This is a genomic window from Lishizhenia sp. (assembly GCF_033720595.1).
Lineage (GTDB): Bacteria > Bacteroidota > Bacteroidia > Flavobacteriales_D > Crocinitomicaceae > Lishizhenia.
Map to the genome: position 1 here is coordinate 1 of NZ_JAWWCF010000038.1, position 18,936 is coordinate 18,936.

An 18,936-nucleotide genomic window follows, 5' to 3' on the forward strand; every position below is an offset into this window, starting at 1 on the left:
GACCTACACTATCAGTAACAACACCTGTTTCTAGCTCCAACACAAATACTTTTGCGAATGCAACGGGTAACTGCGTTTCAGCATCCATCACACTTCCCTGCAGTGATTGACATCTCACTATTCCAGAGAGAAATAAAAAAAGGGATATTACTGAAAAGGTTTTCATAAATTCTTTCTATTTTCGCAACAATGTTGCAAAAGTAGAATTAAACGCAACATTGTTGCAAGTTTATGGACGTTTTTTCAAAAAAAAATATCAGGCCCACGACATTTCGTAAAGAAATCGTCAACATATTCAATGCTAAAGATCACGCTATCACTAGTAAAGAGATAGAAGATGCTTTAGGAAAGCACGATAGAATTACACTCTACCGTACCCTTAAACTTTTTATTGAAAATGGTGTAATTCATGAAATCACGCTTCCGAATGAAGAAAAAACCTATGCCCTTTGTGAGGAAGAATGTGCAGATGGAGAACATCAACACGAGCATTTACACTTCAAATGTGAAGTTTGTGAACGCATTTATTGTATAGAATTGCCACAAGCTCCAAAGTTTGAGTTAGAGAATTTCATTATCAAATCTATGGAGATTAATTTGCGTGGAGTTTGTGACAATTGCAACTAAAGTAATTGAGTAGGTTCTTGATCTTCGTCTAAGTTGAGTTCTTTTATTTTTTTGAGTTTACTCAACATCATTTTAGTACGTGTTCCCACCAAAGTATCTAAGTCATCACTCGCGGCATTCAATTTCTTTTGTGCTTTCTCCAACACCCCGCCAAAAGTGTGGAATTCTTTTTTCACAGCTTCGAGTACTTTCCATACTTCAGAACTTCGCTTTTGAATGGCCAAGGTCTGGAAGCCCATTTGTAGTGAGTTTAACATGGCAGCCAGGGTCGTTGGTCCGGCAATGATAATTTTATACTCCCGTTGTAAAACAGCTATCAATTCCGGGTGTTTTACCACCTCAGCATACAAACCTTCCATGGGTAAAAAAATTACACCAAAGTCTGTTGTATTTGGAGGATCTAAATATTTATCGCTTACATCTTTGGCAAATTTCTTAATGGCATTGAGCAATGCCTTAGCAGCAGTATCAATTCCGACGGCATCTCCAACTTCATACGCTTGTTGCAAGCGCAAATAATCTTCTTGAGGAAATTTAGCATCAATGGGTAAGTAAACAGGATCCCCTCCTTGTTTTTTACCGGGAAGTTTAATCGCAAATTCTACGTGAGCTCCAGAATTCTTTTTGGTTTTTACATTGGCCTCATATTGCTCTGGTGCTAGGATTTGTTCTAAAATATTTCCCAATTGAATTTCGCCGAGTACACCGCGGGTTTTCACATTCGTCAACACACGTTTTAAATCACCTACACCATGCGCCAAACTCTGCATTTCTCCTAATCCCTTCTGCACCTTTTCTAAACGATCACTTACAATTTTAAAAGATTCTCCTAAGCGATTTTCTAGCGTTTTGTGCAACTTCTCATCCACGGTAACACGAATATTCTCCAATTGCTTTTCTGTAGCAACAACCAACTTTTCCTGTTTATCACTCATCTCCACAAATTTTTCTTTTTGAAGTTGTACCATTTGTGAAACCTGTTGTACAAAAACTTCACGGAATTCTTTCATCTGTGTATGATAGGTATCTCTCCCCTCTTTGGCATTCTCTTGCAAGACCTTTTCTAATCTATCCAAGCGTTGTTGCTGTTGATCTGCACTCAACTTTAATTGTTGCATGAGCTGATTTTGCAGCATTTCAACATTTGCTCTGAGTTCTTCCCTGTTCACCCTGAACTCTTGGAAAAGCTCTTTTCTATTCTCCTGAAGCTCTAGGTGCATTTTTCCCAAAGCTTCTTCATTTCCTTTCTGCTTTGAACGCAGCAAAAGAAGCAGGTTTAATACGAGAAGTACTCCTATTCCTATGCTTGTGATGTATTCCATAATTTGCCGTTTGTATGAAAATAAAAAAGCAGAACGTAATTTTCTTATGTTCTGCTTTAAATCTTATAATTCTTTAAAATCTTTTATCTAGCTACTGCAAGAAAGCATAGAGCAACCTACTTTATTGAGGGCCCAATCTGGACGTTTGGCGAACCACTTTTCATATTCCTCTTGTTCCTCATAAGGGTTTTGCAATAACTCAAACAACTCATTCACTAAGCTAAAATCATCTTTCTCTGCTGCTTCTATAGCCAATTGCGCCATGTAGTTGCGCAATACGTATTTCGGATTCACCGCATTCATCTTTTGTTTACGCACACTGGCAGCTTCTCCTTCTTGTAAAGTCAGAACCGCGTAATCTTTTAACCATGCTATCCAATCCTCTTTCAACGCTGTTATTTCATCTGCCTCTAAATAGCTATGTTTCGAAAGCTCTGAAAAATGGTCTTCCGGAGATTGATAATCGAATAAAGACAAACTTCTCCAGAACAAGGTCATATCCATACTACTTTTCTCTAAAAGTAAAAGTACCTTTTCTACCAATGCTGCGGCTTCATCACTACCGTAGCTAATTCCAAGTTTCTGGCAATACATTTTCTCACGCTGAACAAAGTAGCGTTTCTTGAATTGATTGAGAATATTTTCCAAAGGTTCAGCTTCGCCAATCAAAGGATAAATAGCGCTTCCCAATTTATTTAAATTCCACAGGGCTATCGCCGCCTGGTTTCCAAACCTATACCTTCTACCCTCAGCATCCGTGGTATTGGGTGTCCAATTTGGATCGAAGTCTTCTAACCATCCGTAAGGACCATAATCTATGGTTTCTCCTAAGATGGACATATTATCTGTATTCATTACGCCATGCACAAATCCAACACGCTCCCAATGAATAATCATAGCCAAGGTGCGCTCCATTAATTCTTGGAAGAAATTAACATATGTGGCTTGAGAAGGAGCTCCTAAATCGGGGTAATACTCTTCAATTACAAAATCCAATAATTTTTGCAGGTTTTCCTTCTCCCTGCGTGCCGCTAATATTTCGAAACTACCAAAACGGACAAAGGAAGAGGAGACTCTACACACAATTGCTCCAGGTTCTAATGCAGGGTTACCATTGTACAATACATCTCTCATCACTTGGTTTCCACTTAAACTAAGCGATAAAGCGCGAGTTGTGGGTACCCCTAAATGAAACATTGCCTCGCTACATAAATATTCTCTAATTGATGAACGTAAAACTGCTAAGCCATCTGCACTTCTAGAATAAGGTGTTGGTCCAGCACCTTTCAGTTGCAGAGTTTTCCCGCCTAAAGGAGTTTCAATTTCTGCAATATTAATAGCTCTCCCATCACCAAGTTGTCCGGCCCAATGCCCAAATTGGTGACCTCCATAACACATCGCATAAGGCCTTTGGTTGGGATAATCTTTCTGCCCACTAAATACTTCCTGCGCCTCTTCTTTCGAAAAATTCAAACCTAATTCATTCGCGAACTTTGTATTGTACTGTACCAAGCATGGTTGTTCAGGTTGTAAGGGTTGCACCCATGAAAAACAAGCGTCACTCACTTTGCGAATGTCGTTGGTCGTTTTTATATCTGCAGGTAATACTTGTGAAAAGAATTTCGTGTTTGTCATATAATATTGTCTCTACTACAAAGCTAAAGCTTATCTGCTAGAAAGAAAGGAAAATAGCGGCGAAACAAAAAAGCTGACTCCTGGTTAACAAGAGTCAGCTCAAAAGCAATTGAGTACATTTCACAGATTAAACGTTCTGCAAGCGTACTGGTATACTAAAGACGCTTCACACCCTAATATTGTTGCATGAACTTTGAATTCTTTTTTATAAATGAGAGCTGATGTCTTTAGCGATGGTAAAAGAAAAGGTTGATCCTTTACCTAGTTCAGATTCCACCCAAATTTCCCCGGCATGTAACTCCACTACACGTTTACTTTGTGCTAGTCCTATCCCAAGTCCTTCATATCTCCCTCTACCATGTAATCGAGAAAATAACTCAAAAATCTTTTGTTGGTTTTTTTCCTCAATACCAATACCGTTATCGGCTATTTTGAATAAATAGTAATCCCCTTGATCTTCACAGCTCACGTTAATCACGGGATGTTCATTTTCTTTGGAATACTTTATAGCATTACTCACCATGTTTTGTAAAAGCAATCTAAGTTCCAAGGGGTATGCCGTAAACACAGGCATTTTCCCTATGTTTAATTTGGCTTTATTATCTTTTATATACTGATGTAAATCGCGCTTAATTACCCGAAACAATTCATTAACATCAACGGTTTCGGGTGGGCTGTTGTAACCAATCTTTCCTTGAATTTGCAATTGATTCACCAGTTCATCCATTCTCTTCGCCGAATCTTTGATATAGGTAATAATTTGTTTGCCTCTATCATCTAAACCTTCGCTATACTTATCCTCAAAAATTTGAGTTAAACTAACCACTGAGCGAATTGGTTCTTTCAAATCATGAGAAACCAACGAAGTGTACTGCTCTAATAAATCGTTTTTGTCTTTCAAACTTTTCGTTTGAGAGCTTATCCCTCTTTGTAAATCTTCATTATAGGTTTTCAACTTTTGCTCCGACTTCTTTAAGCTTTTAAATATTTTGTCTTGCGAAAGAAATACAAACCAAAAAGCCACCACAAATGCTAAAAATCTCAATACGTGCCACGTCCACCAAGAAAAATCCCATACTTCTGACTGCTCAAACATCAAAGCTGCCATACCAAAAAGTGCGCAGTGAAGAAAAAACAGAAGGTCGTCTGTATTCCTTGTTTTACTATACGTCAAAATAAAACGCACCGATGATAAGAGTAAAAATATTCCACCCAATAAGTTCAATAGAATGGAAGTAATGGTAAACTTTCCTTCCTCCACCATAAGCGGAATTGCATCTACGTAGTAATAGGAAAGTCCTCCAATAACACAGGCAGCAAGCATTACAATGATCAAAAACTTATAATTCAACTTTTGATCTATGCGAAGAGGTAACCAGATGGAAAGAAAAAGTAAACCTCCCAAGAATGTAGCTAAACTATGAAACCATACAAATAGATTCCCCACCTCAGTAAGCGCATGAAAGGAATCAAACATGGCCATCAATATAAGCGCACCTGCAATACGTGCAGCGTACAAAGGGCCAATTCCGGCTTTACTCAAAGTGTAAATCCAATACGCTACAATGATTGCTAAAGATGACCCTGCGACCTCAATGGCCGTATGTACGGTTTCCATCACCCAAAACTTATCTTCATAAAATGAAGTAGCCAACCACCAGCCTATAATGTGTAATATTAAACTCACACCAATGATCGCCCATAAAACTTTAATATTATTCAAAAAAGTCTTTGGTCTTTCTACCGATGAGCCTGTTTTCAAGTTCGACAAACTATACGTATTTGATTAATCCTTCGCCACTTCACTCAAAGTTCTTTGCCTTGAGAGAAGACGAATTTAAGGAATTCAAGCCTTCGAATTGAATAAAATATTGAAATTTCTGATACTAAATCGGATTGCTAATCTCTGCCCAAACTTCCTTCCCTAGTCGAGGAGTAATGGAATCATTGGCTTTTTTGAATTCAACCTGTTGAAAAGCAGTTGAAAATAATTGATGGTAATCGTCGCTACAACCTCCAAAGGGCGGACCTTGCTTTTCAAACTCCGTATCAAAAAACAACCCAACTAACTTCCCCTCTGGCTTTATTAGCTCTTTCATTTTAGCCACATATTTCGGGCGCCATGTAGGATCGATAGCACAAAAGAAGGTTTGTTCTATAATTAAATCGAATTGCTGGTTTACGGCAAAAAAATCTCCTGTAATCAAATGCTTTTCAGGAAAATCGGGTACTCTTTCTTTAAAAGCCTCTATTGCACTTTGGGCAAAATCTAACACATATACATTTTTAAAACCTAATCTATGTGCATACTCTGCCTCATGAGCCCTACCTGCACCAGGAAATAAAATTTTCACATCCTTATTTTCTAAAGCATCTAAATAATTTTTAATGGGTGTAGAAACATTTCCAATGTCCCAACCTGTCTGATTTTCCTGATACCTGTTTTCCCAATATTGCGCGTCTAACATGTCCTTTTCTTTTCCTACAAAGTTAAAAAGGCAAGCTAATATTTATGTAACCTAAGTTGCCGTTTTCAAAAATTCACCTCCTTTTATTTTGTGGTCAATAATTAACATCGTAATATTGCAATATATAATTATGGGACTTACAAAAACAGATTTATTTACAGAAGAGCAAAACGAAATTGCAAACATGGCCAAAGTATTGGCTCACCCTGCTCGTATAGCCATTCTTCAGTATTTAATAAAAAGTGAACAGTGCATTAACTCTCACTTAGTAGATGAATTGGGATTAGCACAAGCAACCATTTCTCAGCATTTAAAAGAGTTAAAAAACATAGGACTCATCCAAGGAAACATAGAAGGTAAAGCCATGAATTACTGTATCAATACAGAAAATTGGAATGCTTTCAAAAACGCTCTTGGGTTCTTTTTCGAGAGTATAGAAACTAAAAAGTGCTGTTAAAAAAATTTGTCGGCACTCCTCATAATATTGCAATATAAAAGATATGAAATTACAAGAATTCAGAGCCTTATTAGGCACAAAAGAAAGATTAGGATTTGAACTACCTAACGGAGAATTGGTACCTGCTCACTTCCACGTAACAGAAGTTGGTAAAGTAGTAAAAAGCTTTATCGATTGCGGTGGAGTATTAAGAGACGAAACTGTGGTAAACTTCCAGTTGTGGGAGGCCGACGATTACGATCACCGTTTGCACCCAGAGAAATTAATTAACATCATTGATTTGGCAGTGGAGAAGTTAGGCTTACCTAACGCTGAAATAGAAGTAGAATACCAAGCGGGTACTATCGGTAAATTTGGAATTGAAACAAAAGGTGAAAACTTTGCCTTAACCAACAAATTAACCAACTGTTTGGCACCAGATAAGTGCGGAATTCCTGCATCTAAGCCAAAAATGAGCTTACAAGATTTAACGGCAACTAAAGAAGAAGCTTCTAGCTGTTGTTCACCAAGTTCTGGATGTTGTTAAAATCGTAAAAGATGTTTGAGAAAATAAAACAACTCATCAAAAACATAGAAAACAAGGAGGTCAAAAGTACAGACCTCCTTGACTTTTTACATACGCACAACACAGTAGAAAACCAACTCGTTTTTGTGTGTACTCACAATTCTAGAAGATCGCAATTGGGGCAAGTTTGGGCGCATGTTTTGGCGCATCATTTCCAGCTAAATATCAAAAGCTATTCTGCCGGAACTGAAGTTACCGAATGTAACCCGAGAACGATAGCAACTCTAAAAGCACAAGGATTCCAAATTCAAGCAGAAGAAGGTGAAAATCCTCTTTACAAAGTGTTTTTCGCTGAAGGTGTAGCTCCTATTGAATTATGGTCGAAAACCATAGACGATGACAGCCTACCCAAAGAAAACTTTGTAGCGCTTATGACCTGTGATCATGCAGATGAAAACTGTCCGTTTATTCCTGGAGCTTTGGCACGTATACCTTACCGTTACGAAGATCCTAAAGCTTTTGACGACACAGATTTAGAAGCAAAAATGTACCAAGAACGCAGTTTAGAAATCGCCCAAGACCTCCACACAATTTTCTCTCAACTTTCAAAGCAATAAAATGGAAGCTAAAATCGGATTTTTCGAAAAAAACTTAACCCTATGGGTAGCCATTTGTATAGTGGCAGGTGTAACACTCGGACATTTTTTCCAAGACGCCATCACTCCTATCGCTGAATTCAATATATCTACAGTAAACATCCCCGTAGCTATCTTAGTTTGGTTAATGATTTACCCCATGATGGTGCAAATCGACTTTGCGCAACTGGGGAGAGTAAACGAACACGTAAGGGGGTTGGGACTTACAGCCACAGTAAATTGGCTTATAAAACCCATCTCAATGGCTTTGGTGTCTTACTTTTTCTTTCATATAGTTTTCAATAATTGGTTGAGTCCAGAATTGGCTAATGAATACTTGGCGGGAGCTATCTTATTAGGTGCAGCTCCTTGTACAGCTATGGTTTTTGTTTGGTCTTACCTCACGAAAGGAAACGCCAATTACACCTTGGTACAAGTCGCACTGAACGATTTAATCCTTTTAGTCCTTTTCATTCCCATTGTAAGTTTTCTCTTTTACCTTTTTGGTATAGAGTTTACAAACACGGAAGGACAAGCACTAGACATTCCTTACGATGCCTTGTTTAGTTCTGTATTCATTTTTGTGGTATTGCCTTTGACTGCAGGATATTTCAGTCACAAAAGACTCATCAAGAAACGCGGTAAAGAATGGTTTGAGAATAAATTCTTAAAAGCCTTAAAACCACTTTCTATAGTCGCTCTTTTGGCTACTTTGGTATTGATTTTTGCCTTCCAAGGAGATAAAATCGTTAACGATCCATTTGCAATATTATTAATCGCCGTGCCTTTGGCTATTCAAACGTACTTCATCTTTTTCGCCAGTTGGTTTACGGGTAAATTCTTAAAACTTCCCCACCAAATTTGTGCTCCTTCCGCGCTTATCGGAAGCAGTAATTTCTTCGAATTAGCCGTGGCCGTGGCCATTTCTATTTTCGGTTTAAATTCAGGTGCAACCTTGGCAACGGTGGTAGGTGTACTCATCGAAGTTCCGGTAATGTTGAGCTTGGTAAGAATTGCGAACAAACACAAATATTAAGGACTTTTTTTTAGGCAAACAGCCGCGCTATCCATTTTAGTCGGTTTACCCTTAAAAACAAAACATAAAAACCCGCAGCTTCTAATGTCGCTGCGGGTTTTATTGTTTTATATCTTTTAAGTGCAGCACCTCGCTGCCATTACTATCGCTGTTTGAATTGAGTTATGCTTGTTCCAACTCTATCACCGTAATTTCAGGTAATATTCCTACTCTACCTGCAAAACCTAGGAATCCAAATCCGCGGTTCACGTAAAGATTTTGTTCTCCTTCCGTATAAAGTCCTGCCCATTGTTTGTAGATGTATTTAGACGGACTCCATTTGAAATCACCTATTTCTACCCCCATTTGTGTTCCGTGCGTGTGACCCGACAAAGTCAAGTGTACCTTCTTAGGGAAATCTTTTATTTGCGCATCCCAGTGCGTTGGATCGTGCGACATTAAAATGTTAAACTCTCCGTCATTTACACCTTCGTAAGCCTTATGAATATCACCGCGTTGTATAAAACCTGTCCCCCAGTTTTCTACTCCAACCAATTTAATTTGTTCGCCGTCTTTGCTGAGGGTAACATTTCTGTTGTGTAACATTTCAAAACCAGCATCTTGGTGATTCTTACTTACATCTATCACACTTTGCTGAACAATGGCTTGATCTGCCCTTCCACGCCCATGTATAGCATAATCGTGATTTCCGAGTACGGCATACTTACCAAAAGGAGCACTAAGATTCTTCAATAAATGATTGTAAGGCAAGATCTCCTTAGCGTCAGAATTCACAATATCACCGGTAAAAAGGATCAAATCAGCATTTTGCTCTTGCATTAAATCTACTCCCCTTTTCACACTTTCCAAGGAGTCAAAAGAACCCGAGTGAAAATCAGAAAACTGTACAATTTTAAATCCGTGAAAAGCTTTGGGCAAGTCTTTCGCGGCAAGTTTTACCTTGTGAATTTTGTAGGCATATTTCCCTTTGGTTATTCCATATAAAAAAGAAGCAAAAGGTATCGCAGCTAAACCTAACCCCGCCATTTTAATGAACCTTCTACGTTCCGTTACCAGTTCTACAGTTTCTTTACGCGTAAACTTCTCACCTATCCAATTAAAGAAAATCAAAACATCATCTAAAAAGAATACCGCACTCATTAAAAGTTCTACGATTGTAAACGTAAACATCAAAGCACTAAAGAAATTACTCCAAAAACTAGGAGCACCTCCTTGAGTAAACAATCTGTAAAACACTGCTACACCAATGAAAAACACCAGCGCCGAAACGGCAAAATAAGATCGTGTAAACCAAAGCGATAAACTCGCTTGATACATTCCTCTATAAACGTAGAGCTTTAATAAAAAAAGCAATACTAATATTATTGTAATCACAACCCCAACCGACATTTTCACTTGATAAATTTTGGTAGCTGAAAATTAGTGCAATTTGAAAGAACCTAGATGTTTGTGCACGACATAAAACAAAAAAGTCACCCCAAACGGAGTGACTTTTATATCTTTTACTTGCTCTGTACTTAAAACTTATCGTTCCAAGGAGGAAGTTCATTGTGCATGTCAAAATACTCTTGCATCACTCTTCCCTTTACAAAGTTCGGTATATCAAAAAATTCTTTATCCGAAGTTACAAACCAATACACGCGGTAAGAATCTGCATTATTTTTTGCAAACTGTTCTTCAAACACCTCTTGCATATCACAAGCTGCATTTTTTTTGTTGAACAAACTTTTCAAGGTGTTTTTTCCATAACTCCCTTGTTTATCTACTTCTCCGGAAGAGGCGATAAAAACAAAATTCTCTTTTCCACCTACAATACTGTAAACAGAAATTACTCCAGGTTCATTGGGTAGGTCATCTACAACTACATCTAGATCATCAAAATCATGCAAGTCAAATTCACCTTGCTCAACGTAGTTTTCTAATTCTTCAATCATTTTTTACTTCTAAATTTGTTTCGAAAATACTAAAAAAGTATTTGCATCAAACAAATATTTACGATTTGATTATTTCTTAACGTACTGAGTCAGAATTACTATGCGTTGTCCTTCTACCTTACCCTCAATATGCTCCGGGTTATCTTGTACCAGCGTAATATTTCTTACTGCTGTTCCACGTTTTGCTGTAAAACCACCCCCTTTAACTTTCAAGTCTTTGATCAATACAACAGAGTCACCATTTTCTAAAACAGCACCATTACTATCCACGTGTTTCACTGCATTTTCATCCTCAACACCTTCTTTGGCCCAAGTCAATACATCATCTTCTAGGTAAATCATGTCAATCAAATCCATTGGCCAACCTTCACCTTTCAATTGGTGTAACATGCGGTAAGCTATTACCTTCACGGCATCTACTTCGCTCCACATGGCATCATTCAAACATCTCCAGTGATTACCATCCACTTCTGCTGCACCTGTTAATTGATCATTACAAGTAGAACATAGGTGAACATTTCCATTAATATCATTGGCATCTTTCGGTGCAACAGTATATATAGCAGTAGCTTCAGCTCCACAAATCTCACAGTTTCCGTTGCTGCGCTTTGTTAATTCTTTTTTCATGATAGTGCGTGTGTTTTTTTGCAAAGAAAGTAAATCTTTGAGCGAATTACCAGTTTCACCTCACTCTTAGCATTTTAAAACGCAAAGTATCATCGTCTCCATACACTAACGCACCTATAGAATCTGCACTGATTTTGTAATGAATATACTTTGGAAAACTATTGTCTAAATTTTCTGCTAGGAACTCCTTTTCTGAAAAATAATTGATCTTAAAACTCGTCGGATCTGGATTTACATCTTCAACTAAATAGAAAAGTTCACCCTCAATTTCTTTCAATTCCAAATGCTCCGTAAAAACCAACCTCCCCTCTCTAAAGCGTTGACCTTCACCTAAAAACTGATTTCCTTTCTCATACCACTTCTCTTTAAAAAAGAGTTCTCCTTGGTCATTTCTTATTTCCCAAGTCCCCGAAAGGTTTTCTTTTAATTGTGTCAATGGAGCATTCTCACAGCTCATCAAAACGAACACAAGAAAGGTATAAAGTAAAGCGCGCATTTTATTTTAAAGATATATAAAAGCGCTTAAGTAAACACTTTCTAAATCCTACTAGTTTAGACCCATTACAAATTACAGCGAACATAGTCTAACTGAGCTTTGAGCATATTTCTGGTGTAGTATAATTCGATTAATTTAATTCTCGCCGCTAACAAATTCTGATCTCTGGTATTGATTAAAAATTGAGAAGATTCGCCGGCATCAAAAAGGCTCTGTTCCGCATCCAACAAAGATTGATACATTTCTACAGCACGCTCTTGCACAGCTATCTGCTGGATGGTATTGTTCAATGAATTTTGTACACTTTCAATTTTGTAAGACAACTGCGTTTTTTTCAACAACAGCTTACTTTCTTGTGTCTCCAGTTTAATTTCATTCAGCTTTACATTGGCTCTTTCCTTTCGCGTGAAGATAGGATAAGCAAAGGTCGCCCCCCACTTATAATTATTCAAGGTGTAATCCTGAAGAATTCCATTTCCGGTTTGATCACCCAAGGCATTATACTTCACTTCAAATTTTGGCTTTAACGCTTCCCTTTTCATGCGGGTATCTATCATCACACCTCTAATGTCATTCTGAAACAGCAAGATTTCCGGATGCGTGTCAACGGTATTTTCTAGGTCTACCAGAGCAGGTTGTGCCACAGAATTTAACGCTGGGACTTGTAAACTATCCACCTCTAAAGGCAAAAATCCATCTTGCCACAAGTAGGTGTTTAACCAAATACGTTTGTTGGTGAGTTCCACTTCTGCCTGCATAAATTTCAGCTTTCTATCTTGTACCTGAATACTCGCCTTAAGCGTATCAACGGCGGGAATATCTCCATATTTAACGCTCTCTCTTAAATTGATTAACCTTACCTGAACCAAAGATAGATTGTCTTCCAATAAATTGCGTTTTGTATAGGCTTTGTACCAATCAAAATAGGCCTGAGCAGCTTGTAGCTTTAACTCATTGAGCATTAACTTTTGTTCCTGAACCGTATTTTGTTGCATTAACTTGGCCTGTTTCAAATCCGCTCTTCGCTGATCTATAAACAAACCTTGCCCTAAGTTGACAGCAATCCCGGCATTCCACAGTCCTAAATCGGGCGTATAACTTTCTTCATTTAAGCGGTACCCCATGTTATTGTCATACCCTGCCATTAACTCAATACCAAACCAAGTAGGAACCTTTAACCCACCGTGCAAATAACTATAATACTGTTTGCCATCGTAGTATTTTTGTTGGGCATCTCCCAACAGTTTTGGATCAAAGCCACCTCTCCCTTTTTGCAAATAAGCATCACCACTTTCCAACTTTAATTGCGCCTGATAGGCCATTGGATGATGTTGCATGACAACATTCATATACTCCTCATAACTGAAGGTATTTGAGCTATCTTGAAGTTGAGTTTGCGCCACCAGCAAAAAAGGAAACAACAAACCAATACATATTAATTGCTTCATTTTTTCGCTTTTTTATCTTTTTGTTCTTTGGCTTTGTAATATTCTGGTGGGAAGCCATTCACATTACGCCAGAGTTCGTACCAAACAGGAACGTCTCCTAATAAAATTAAATTGGATGCTCCAGAACCTACTCTAAGTGCATCTGGCCAAGGAATCTTATCGGGGTCTTGCATCACTAACACCCTATATTTTCCATTGGAAGAAATAAATTGATCGATAGCGTATATCTTCCCACTATAGGTACCGTGCGATGCATTGGGCCATCCTGAGAAAATAATCGCAGGCCAACCATCAAACTGTATACGCACCTCCTCGCTGACCTGAATCAAAGGTAAATCAATAGGCTCTACATAGAGTTCTAAGGCCAATTCATAATCCATAGGCATGAAAGAAAGAATTTCTTCCCCTTCCTTAATGATTTCTCCTATCCCGTAGGTAGCCGTTTTAGTGATGTAACCATTTTGAGGAGCGGTAATGAAGTACAATCCATTTCTAAATTGATAATTACTGTAGGTATTTTCTAATTTATTTACACTTCCCTCTGCCTCATTTTGTTGAGTTAAGGTAGAAATTCGTTCTGATTGCAACTTGTTCAAATCACTTTGAAACTTTACTTGTATGTTGTTCAAATTGATACGAAGATTCGTTACTTCATTTTTTGCATTTAACCATTTGTTCCTTGCAGATAAGGCATAGGCTTGCGTCTGTTGAAGTTTTAATTTTCTTTGTTCAAAATCGTATTTAGACTTTAACCCTTGACGGTACAAACTATCCATACGATTGAATTGCTGCTGCGCAATTGCATAATTCGTTGCTTCTGCCGTGGCGTTAATACTATCGTTTTGCACCTTCAAAATGGCCTGTTGCAACTTGTTTTCCGCTTGTGACAAACTCAAATCTCTTTGCGCCTTTAGCACTGCCATTTGCTGATCAATCAACTTAACTTTATCGCCATAGTTAGTAGCAGATTTCTTTTTAAGATCTACTTGGTTTTTTGTACGATTTAATAATTTTTCATCGAAGTAAGCATCTTTAATTTCTTTAATTTTCAAGATGGTATCACCTTTCGATACAAAATCACCCTCTTGTACAAACCATGTTTCTACCTGACCTCCGATCACAGAATTCAATCGCTGTGGTCTATGCTCTGGTTTTAAAGTTGTGACAAACCCTTCAGATCTTATGGTTTGTGTCCACGGTAAAAAAGAGGTGATGATTACAACAATAAACAAAGACAAAAGTATACTTCTAAGTACTTTACTCGTTGTTTTCGCCTCTACGTTAACCAAAGTAGAATAATTCCCTTTTCTAACGTGCTTATATACTTTGTTATGAGAAATATTTAACATCTTACTTCAGGTCTTTAATTGATTTATCCTTCACTTCTAGAACGCGATCCATCATACTTCTAATTTCTATAGAATTAGAAACCATAATCAAGGTCCAACCATTTTCTTTGTTGGTTAAAAACTTTACAATTTCTAACTTCTCCGCTTCACCCATTGAAGAAAACACATCCTTCAACAAGAGTAATTTCGGACGATCTACTATCGTTCTAGCCAATAATAATTTATCTACAACACCTTTAGAAAATTGTTTGCCCTGCGGAGATATTTGCGTAGACAATCCATCCGGCAAGGATTTTATATAACGCGTTAAGCCCACATTCTTCAATGCCCACTTCACATTTTCCATGGTCGCTCTATCCCTACCCATTGTAATGTTTTCCAAAACTGTACCCTCAAACAAAGTTTCGTTTAAGAATAAAGCCCCCATAGATTCTCTTAACTTTTGTGGATTGTAATTACGCGCAGGTAATTCATTCAATATCAAACTACCTTGGATAGGAAGGTAAAGATTGGATATCAAATACAACAATGTAGATTTCCCCTCATTAGAAGCCCCCGTTAACAATACGTTGGAACCTCCTTCGATGCGAAGGTTTAGGTTTTTAATCACCAACTCCTTTTCATAAGGGTAAGAAAAAGATACATCCTTTACTTCCACGGACATTCCTCCTTCACATTCCTCCTCTTCAACGCTCATCCCGATGTTTGATTCTAACTCTAAATCTGTCACCTGAGCTATCTTTTCAATAGAAGCCAATAGGTCATAAATAGTCTCTAAACTTTGGATAATTTTCTCTACAGATCCCATTACCAAAAGAATAATGATTTCTGCCGCAACGAATTCTCCAATATTCATTTGCTGTTCCATTACTAAAACAGAACCAACGATTAACAAACCTGCAGCTACCAACACCTTAAAGGCTACCATGAGTATGTATTGCAACTTTAAAATTCTAAAGTGCTGATCTCTCGAATCGATATACTCTTCGGTGTAATTATTCACCCTACGCATAGGTAACTCTGCATTACCGGCCAATTTAAAACCTATACTCGAGCGCGCCATCTCTTCTAACCAGTGCACTACGGTATATTTGTGTTTAGATTCTGTTAAACTTGTTGATAAGCCTTTTGCACTTGTTAATTTAAAAATGGCGTACACTAAAACTACCAACACCATACTATAAACAATAAAGAAGGGATGGTATAAACACAAGAGTATTAAACCAAATATAGTTTGAATAGATGCCGTAGAGAAATCAATCAATACTTTAGAAAGTCCCTTTTGAACAGCTACCACATCGAAAAACCTGTTCATCAATTCAGGTGCATAATGTCTATAAATTGCCTCAAGTTTTACGCGAGGCACACGGTAGGCAAACTCAAAAGCGGCTCTTGTAAAAATCTTTTGTTGCAAATTCTCTGTAATCTTTAATTGATTAATTTGAAGAATTCCAGAAAAGATAATCCCCAGTATTACAAAAGAGACAAGTACAACCCAGGAAGTGGTCATTTGCCCCCCTTGTATTAAGTTGATTATTGCTTGTATACCAACAGGCAGAGACAAACTCACCAACCCATTAAAGAAGGCGTAAACGTAAATATTTCTTATTTCTTTCCCATCAGGTTTTAACAATAACCAAAATCTGTTGATGGGACTCAAAGTTCTCTTCATAGTATGTTTCAAAAGTTAAATTTAGGGCAGGCGGGATCAGGCTTTAATGCAAATTAAAGCTCTGGAGGTGGTGTAGTGGGCAAGTAATTCATACTATTGGGTAGTAACAGTGCCATTTCTTTCATCGCTTGTTCATCGCCTTCGAATACAGCGGGAATTGCAAGCGTATTTTCACTAAAGAGTTCCTCCTCCAAATCAAACGACGGGATTTCTTCACCATCCACATCTTCTCCTGTTTGTTCTATTAAAAAGCTAAGCTTTCCATCTTCGGAAACGGTGGTGAAGCCTATATTTAAGAAAATAAAAAAGCCCATGAACAACAGAATGAATCCACTGCGCAATAAAAATCTGTATGTCAAATCTTCTTTTCTCAAGCTTCTATTTCTTTAAATACGAGGTCTAAATAAAAATCACTAATCGCATCCTCCCCTTCAATCACATCGGTAAGTTTGGGCAAATGCTCTGCAAAATAACGTTGATGTTGAGCTCCTCCGATAACCGTGGAAACCAACATGTGTGGATACTTGAAGTTTGGATTCACATCCAACACCAAATCTGCCACACCTTGTACAACATCTTTGTATTGCTTAAAATAGCCCATTTCATTTTCATGGTCAACCGCTTTGCTAAAATAAGCTTTCCCTGATTCCGAAATAACTATGCGTTGAAGTTTTTCTTCATCAACTTGAGAGAACGTTGTATCAATTACAGTTTTTTCTACTAAAACTTTCAAGGCTTTTTTCAGTCGCTCTCTCGGGTCTTCCACGTTTGTGGTCGCCAAAATTAACCTGTACTCTTGCCAACCCCAATACCAAAGTATAAGGTAAACCAATAAATTATGCTTTGAGGTAAAATATCGATAGATGGATGCTTCCGTGGATGAAATGGCCTTGGCTAATTTTTTAAATGTGAAATCTTCAAATCCCTTTTCATCTATCATATCAATAGCACCTGAGACAATTTTCTTCCCCAGAGCTGACGAATCAGGCTGTTTTAAATAAACCTTTTCGCTAACTTGAATTGATATTTTTCCTTTAAAGCCTTCCATATTAATTATACGAGCACTTACAAATATAATAGTATTACTATCATTTTGTATTAAAAAACTATTAAATCTATTTTTAAGTCGTTAATTGACAAAGCATGATAGACTTCAAAAAATACAAACTGTTCCCCCATTAGGTCAAAAGAGAAATTTGTAAAATTCACAGATAGGACTCCAACTATATTGAAAACATCCTTTTTTACACCTTCAAAAAAAATTTACCTTAGAAACGCAAACTATAAAACATTAAAATGAAGAACTTCTACTTAACATTGCTTACACTAGTCTTATCAATTACCACTAACGCTCAAGACTTTATATACCCAATTGAACAACACTGGGTAGCTACCGTACAAAACCCAAATTTCGAAGGCTATGATATTGACATCAATACACCTTCTCCCGAAGCTATTCAATATAATTGGGAATTAGTTTCGAACACACTTCCGGCATCTTGGAGTTATTCTTTATGCGATTATGGAGGTTGTGCTGTTGGGATTCCAGCAAGCGGATCTATGTCACCTATAACCCAATCTGAAGCTCAAAACGGTGTAACCGGATGGTTTAAATTGAATTTAACCACGGGTTCAAATGCGGGATCGGGTAAAGTAGAAATTTATGTATACGATGCCAATGATCCAACGCGAGGAGATACTGTATCATGGGAAATTTCTTGGGATCCTCAAACCGCTAGCGTTGACCAGACAGATTTAGTTGACTTTTCTATTTTCCCTAACCCAACAAATGACAAATTCTCCATTAAAGGTAAAGGTACTTATACTGCCCAGGTTTTTAACAGTCTAGGTGAAGAGGTTTTATTCATTGAAGGAAATGAAGAATCTTTGGTAGATGTTTCAACTTTAAAAAAGGGAGTATACATCGTCGCTATTAAAACATCAGACAACGAAGTAATATCAAAAAGATTAGTGATTAAATAATTCTGTTTATGAATATTAATAAGCTTGCGAAGAGTCTAGTACTCTTCGCTTTTTGCATTGTGGGCTTCCAACAATCCTATGCTGCTGTAATCGAGGATACTTTATATATTAATAGAGGTGAAATGACCACTGTTGATAACACGAACATTCCATATTTTGCATTTAACTCTTCCTCCGTTTTTTCAAATGAAAACGAACGATTGATAATGAACATGGGAGACCAAATGGTTTTGACAGTTATAAACACAGATAGCGTATCTCATGGCTTTGATATAAAGGACATATCCAATATAGCCACCCTAATTGCACCAGATGATACAGCCACTATTTCTTTTACTTATCAAGATTTTGGTGCACACATTTACTATGACCATAGTCTTTCGGAAGCCTACAGATATATGGGTTTAGGAGGAATGATTGTCGTAAAAAATCCTAGCTCTTCAGCAAGTAGTTTTTATTGGAACATGAAAGAGCATCAAAGTGCATACAACGAATCCTTAAATCAAGGTACATCCGTTGATTGGAATGCATACTACCCTGATTATTTCACCATTAACGGAAAAAGTAACCCTCACATCAACAACGATTCGAATGCTAGAGTTATCGGTAATATGGGAGATACAATCTTGATATACATGGTCAATACAGGACAGTCCTTACATTCAATCCACTTCCATGGATACCATTTAACGATAAAATCATCCACAAAATTCCCCAATCACGTAGGAAGATCTAAAGACAC

20 protein-coding genes are annotated in these 18,936 nt (G+C 37.5%); 7 read left to right on the plus strand and 13 right to left on the minus strand.

Features of this window, described 5'->3' with window-relative positions; translation table 11 throughout:
- Positions 1-231: 231 nt before the first annotated feature.
- Positions 232-627 (plus strand): Fur family transcriptional regulator, encoded by a 396-nt coding sequence (locus R3333_RS04365; RefSeq protein ID WP_318957482.1) that lies wholly within the window; start codon positions 232-234, stop codon positions 625-627.
- Here the strand turns inward: R3333_RS04365 and rmuC are convergent.
- The 4 genes from rmuC to R3333_RS04385 all read right to left on the minus strand — a co-directional run bounded on the left by rmuC (position 624) and on the right by R3333_RS04385 (position 6,052).
- Complete coding sequence (rmuC, locus tag R3333_RS04370) at positions 624-1,949, minus strand: DNA recombination protein RmuC (protein ID WP_318957483.1); 1,326 nt, start codon at positions 1,947-1,949, stop codon at positions 624-626. The genes R3333_RS04365 and rmuC overlap by 4 nt on opposite strands.
- A gap of 87 nt (positions 1,950-2,036) precedes the next feature.
- On the minus strand, positions 2,037-3,584 hold the full coding sequence (locus R3333_RS04375; RefSeq protein ID WP_318957485.1) for a protein adenylyltransferase SelO: 1,548 nt from the start codon (positions 3,582-3,584) through the stop codon (positions 2,037-2,039).
- Between the two features lie 205 nt (positions 3,585-3,789).
- The gene (locus tag R3333_RS04380) at positions 3,790-5,307 is read right to left on the minus strand and encodes a sensor histidine kinase (protein ID WP_318957486.1); all 1,518 of its coding nucleotides are present in this window, start codon (positions 5,305-5,307) and stop codon (positions 3,790-3,792) included.
- Between the two features lie 163 nt (positions 5,308-5,470).
- On the minus strand, positions 5,471-6,052 hold the full coding sequence (locus tag R3333_RS04385; RefSeq protein WP_318957487.1) for a methyltransferase domain-containing protein: 582 nt from the start codon (positions 6,050-6,052) through the stop codon (positions 5,471-5,473).
- A gap of 130 nt (positions 6,053-6,182) precedes the next feature.
- On the opposite strand from R3333_RS04385, the gene R3333_RS04390 reads away from it, so the two are divergent.
- From R3333_RS04390 to arsB, 4 genes are read left to right on the plus strand one after another with little or no spacing between them, the layout of a single operon-like run.
- Positions 6,183-6,509, plus strand: coding sequence for an ArsR/SmtB family transcription factor (locus R3333_RS04390; protein WP_090249187.1), 327 nt, complete (start codon positions 6,183-6,185; stop codon positions 6,507-6,509).
- Between the two features lie 43 nt (positions 6,510-6,552).
- Positions 6,553-7,035: a DUF6428 family protein gene (locus R3333_RS04395; RefSeq protein ID WP_318957488.1), complete on the plus strand. Its 483-nt coding sequence runs from the start codon at positions 6,553-6,555 to the stop codon at positions 7,033-7,035.
- Between the two features lie 11 nt (positions 7,036-7,046).
- Positions 7,047-7,631, plus strand: coding sequence for a protein-tyrosine-phosphatase (locus R3333_RS04400; RefSeq protein WP_318957489.1), 585 nt, complete (start codon positions 7,047-7,049; stop codon positions 7,629-7,631).
- A 1-nt stretch (position 7,632) separates the two neighbouring features.
- Positions 7,633-8,685: an ACR3 family arsenite efflux transporter gene (gene arsB, locus R3333_RS04405; RefSeq protein WP_318957490.1), complete on the plus strand. Its 1,053-nt coding sequence runs from the start codon at positions 7,633-7,635 to the stop codon at positions 8,683-8,685.
- A gap of 162 nt (positions 8,686-8,847) precedes the next feature.
- Here arsB and R3333_RS04410 read toward each other — a convergent pair whose 3' ends face one another.
- The 9 genes from R3333_RS04410 to R3333_RS04450 all read right to left on the minus strand — a co-directional run bounded on the left by R3333_RS04410 (position 8,848) and on the right by R3333_RS04450 (position 17,259).
- The gene (locus tag R3333_RS04410; protein ID WP_318957491.1) at positions 8,848-10,059 is read right to left on the minus strand and encodes a metallophosphoesterase; all 1,212 of its coding nucleotides are present in this window, start codon (positions 10,057-10,059) and stop codon (positions 8,848-8,850) included.
- 143 nt (positions 10,060-10,202) lie between these two features.
- Positions 10,203-10,619 carry a hypothetical protein gene (locus R3333_RS04415; RefSeq protein ID WP_318957492.1) on the minus strand — a complete coding sequence of 139 codons (417 nt, stop codon included), beginning with the start codon at positions 10,617-10,619 and terminating at the stop codon, positions 10,203-10,205.
- Between the two features lie 69 nt (positions 10,620-10,688).
- Positions 10,689-11,246, minus strand: a complete 558-nt coding sequence (locus R3333_RS04420; protein ID WP_318957494.1) for a PhnA domain-containing protein — start codon at positions 11,244-11,246, stop codon at positions 10,689-10,691.
- 55 nt (positions 11,247-11,301) lie between these two features.
- Positions 11,302-11,742 (minus strand): hypothetical protein, encoded by a 441-nt coding sequence (locus R3333_RS04425; protein ID WP_318957495.1) that lies wholly within the window; start codon positions 11,740-11,742, stop codon positions 11,302-11,304.
- Positions 11,743-11,807: 65 nt separating this feature from the next.
- Positions 11,808-13,190, minus strand: coding sequence for a TolC family protein (locus R3333_RS04430; RefSeq protein WP_318957496.1), 1,383 nt, complete (start codon positions 13,188-13,190; stop codon positions 11,808-11,810).
- On the minus strand, positions 13,187-14,539 hold the full coding sequence (locus tag R3333_RS04435; protein WP_318957497.1) for an HlyD family secretion protein: 1,353 nt from the start codon (positions 14,537-14,539) through the stop codon (positions 13,187-13,189). Before R3333_RS04435 ends, R3333_RS04430 begins: the two co-directional genes overlap by 4 nt.
- Before the next feature lies 1 nt (position 14,540).
- Positions 14,541-16,211, minus strand: a complete 1,671-nt coding sequence (locus tag R3333_RS04440; RefSeq protein WP_318957498.1) for a peptidase domain-containing ABC transporter — start codon at positions 16,209-16,211, stop codon at positions 14,541-14,543.
- A gap of 53 nt (positions 16,212-16,264) precedes the next feature.
- Positions 16,265-16,585: a hypothetical protein gene (locus R3333_RS04445; RefSeq protein WP_318957499.1), complete on the minus strand. Its 321-nt coding sequence runs from the start codon at positions 16,583-16,585 to the stop codon at positions 16,265-16,267.
- Positions 16,582-17,259: a TetR/AcrR family transcriptional regulator gene (locus R3333_RS04450; protein ID WP_318957500.1), complete on the minus strand. Its 678-nt coding sequence runs from the start codon at positions 17,257-17,259 to the stop codon at positions 16,582-16,584. Before R3333_RS04450 ends, R3333_RS04445 begins: the two co-directional genes overlap by 4 nt.
- A gap of 248 nt (positions 17,260-17,507) precedes the next feature.
- Here R3333_RS04450 and R3333_RS04455 point away from each other — a divergent pair, with 248 nt between their 5' ends.
- Both R3333_RS04455 and R3333_RS04460 read left to right on the plus strand, forming a co-directional pair.
- Positions 17,508-18,194: a T9SS type A sorting domain-containing protein gene (locus tag R3333_RS04455; protein WP_318957501.1), complete on the plus strand. Its 687-nt coding sequence runs from the start codon at positions 17,508-17,510 to the stop codon at positions 18,192-18,194.
- Between the two features lie 8 nt (positions 18,195-18,202).
- A partial coding sequence (locus tag R3333_RS04460) for a multicopper oxidase domain-containing protein (protein WP_318957502.1) occupies positions 18,203-18,936 on the plus strand: 734 nt, incomplete at its 3' end.

What these genes read in the sequence shown, in the direction of transcription:
- R3333_RS04365 (WP_318957482.1), top strand. Translation starts at nt 232, where the DNA reads ATGGACGTTTTTTCAAAAAAAAATATCAGGCCCACGACATTTCGTAAA.
- rmuC (WP_318957483.1), bottom strand. Translation starts at nt 1,949, where the DNA reads ATGGAATACATCACAAGCATAGGAATAGGAGTACTTCTCGTATTAAAC.
- R3333_RS04435 (WP_318957497.1), bottom strand. Translation starts at nt 14,539, where the DNA reads ATGTTAAATATTTCTCATAACAAAGTATATAAGCACGTTAGAAAAGGG.
- R3333_RS04425 (WP_318957495.1), bottom strand. Translation starts at nt 11,742, where the DNA reads ATGCGCGCTTTACTTTATACCTTTCTTGTGTTCGTTTTGATGAGCTGT.
- arsB (WP_318957490.1), top strand. Translation starts at nt 7,633, where the DNA reads ATGGAAGCTAAAATCGGATTTTTCGAAAAAAACTTAACCCTATGGGTA.
- R3333_RS04455 (WP_318957501.1), top strand. Translation starts at nt 17,508, where the DNA reads ATGAAGAACTTCTACTTAACATTGCTTACACTAGTCTTATCAATTACC.
- R3333_RS04390 (WP_090249187.1), top strand. Translation starts at nt 6,183, where the DNA reads ATGGGACTTACAAAAACAGATTTATTTACAGAAGAGCAAAACGAAATT.
- R3333_RS04450 (WP_318957500.1), bottom strand. Translation starts at nt 17,259, where the DNA reads ATGGAAGGCTTTAAAGGAAAAATATCAATTCAAGTTAGCGAAAAGGTT.
- R3333_RS04400 (WP_318957489.1), top strand. Translation starts at nt 7,047, where the DNA reads ATGTTTGAGAAAATAAAACAACTCATCAAAAACATAGAAAACAAGGAG.
- R3333_RS04395 (WP_318957488.1), top strand. Translation starts at nt 6,553, where the DNA reads ATGAAATTACAAGAATTCAGAGCCTTATTAGGCACAAAAGAAAGATTA.
- R3333_RS04430 (WP_318957496.1), bottom strand. Translation starts at nt 13,190, where the DNA reads ATGAAGCAATTAATATGTATTGGTTTGTTGTTTCCTTTTTTGCTGGTG.
- R3333_RS04440 (WP_318957498.1), bottom strand. Translation starts at nt 16,211, where the DNA reads ATGAAGAGAACTTTGAGTCCCATCAACAGATTTTGGTTATTGTTAAAA.
- R3333_RS04385 (WP_318957487.1), bottom strand. Translation starts at nt 6,052, where the DNA reads ATGTTAGACGCGCAATATTGGGAAAACAGGTATCAGGAAAATCAGACA.
- R3333_RS04415 (WP_318957492.1), bottom strand. Translation starts at nt 10,619, where the DNA reads ATGATTGAAGAATTAGAAAACTACGTTGAGCAAGGTGAATTTGACTTG.
- R3333_RS04420 (WP_318957494.1), bottom strand. Translation starts at nt 11,246, where the DNA reads ATGAAAAAAGAATTAACAAAGCGCAGCAACGGAAACTGTGAGATTTGT.
- R3333_RS04375 (WP_318957485.1), bottom strand. Translation starts at nt 3,584, where the DNA reads ATGACAAACACGAAATTCTTTTCACAAGTATTACCTGCAGATATAAAA.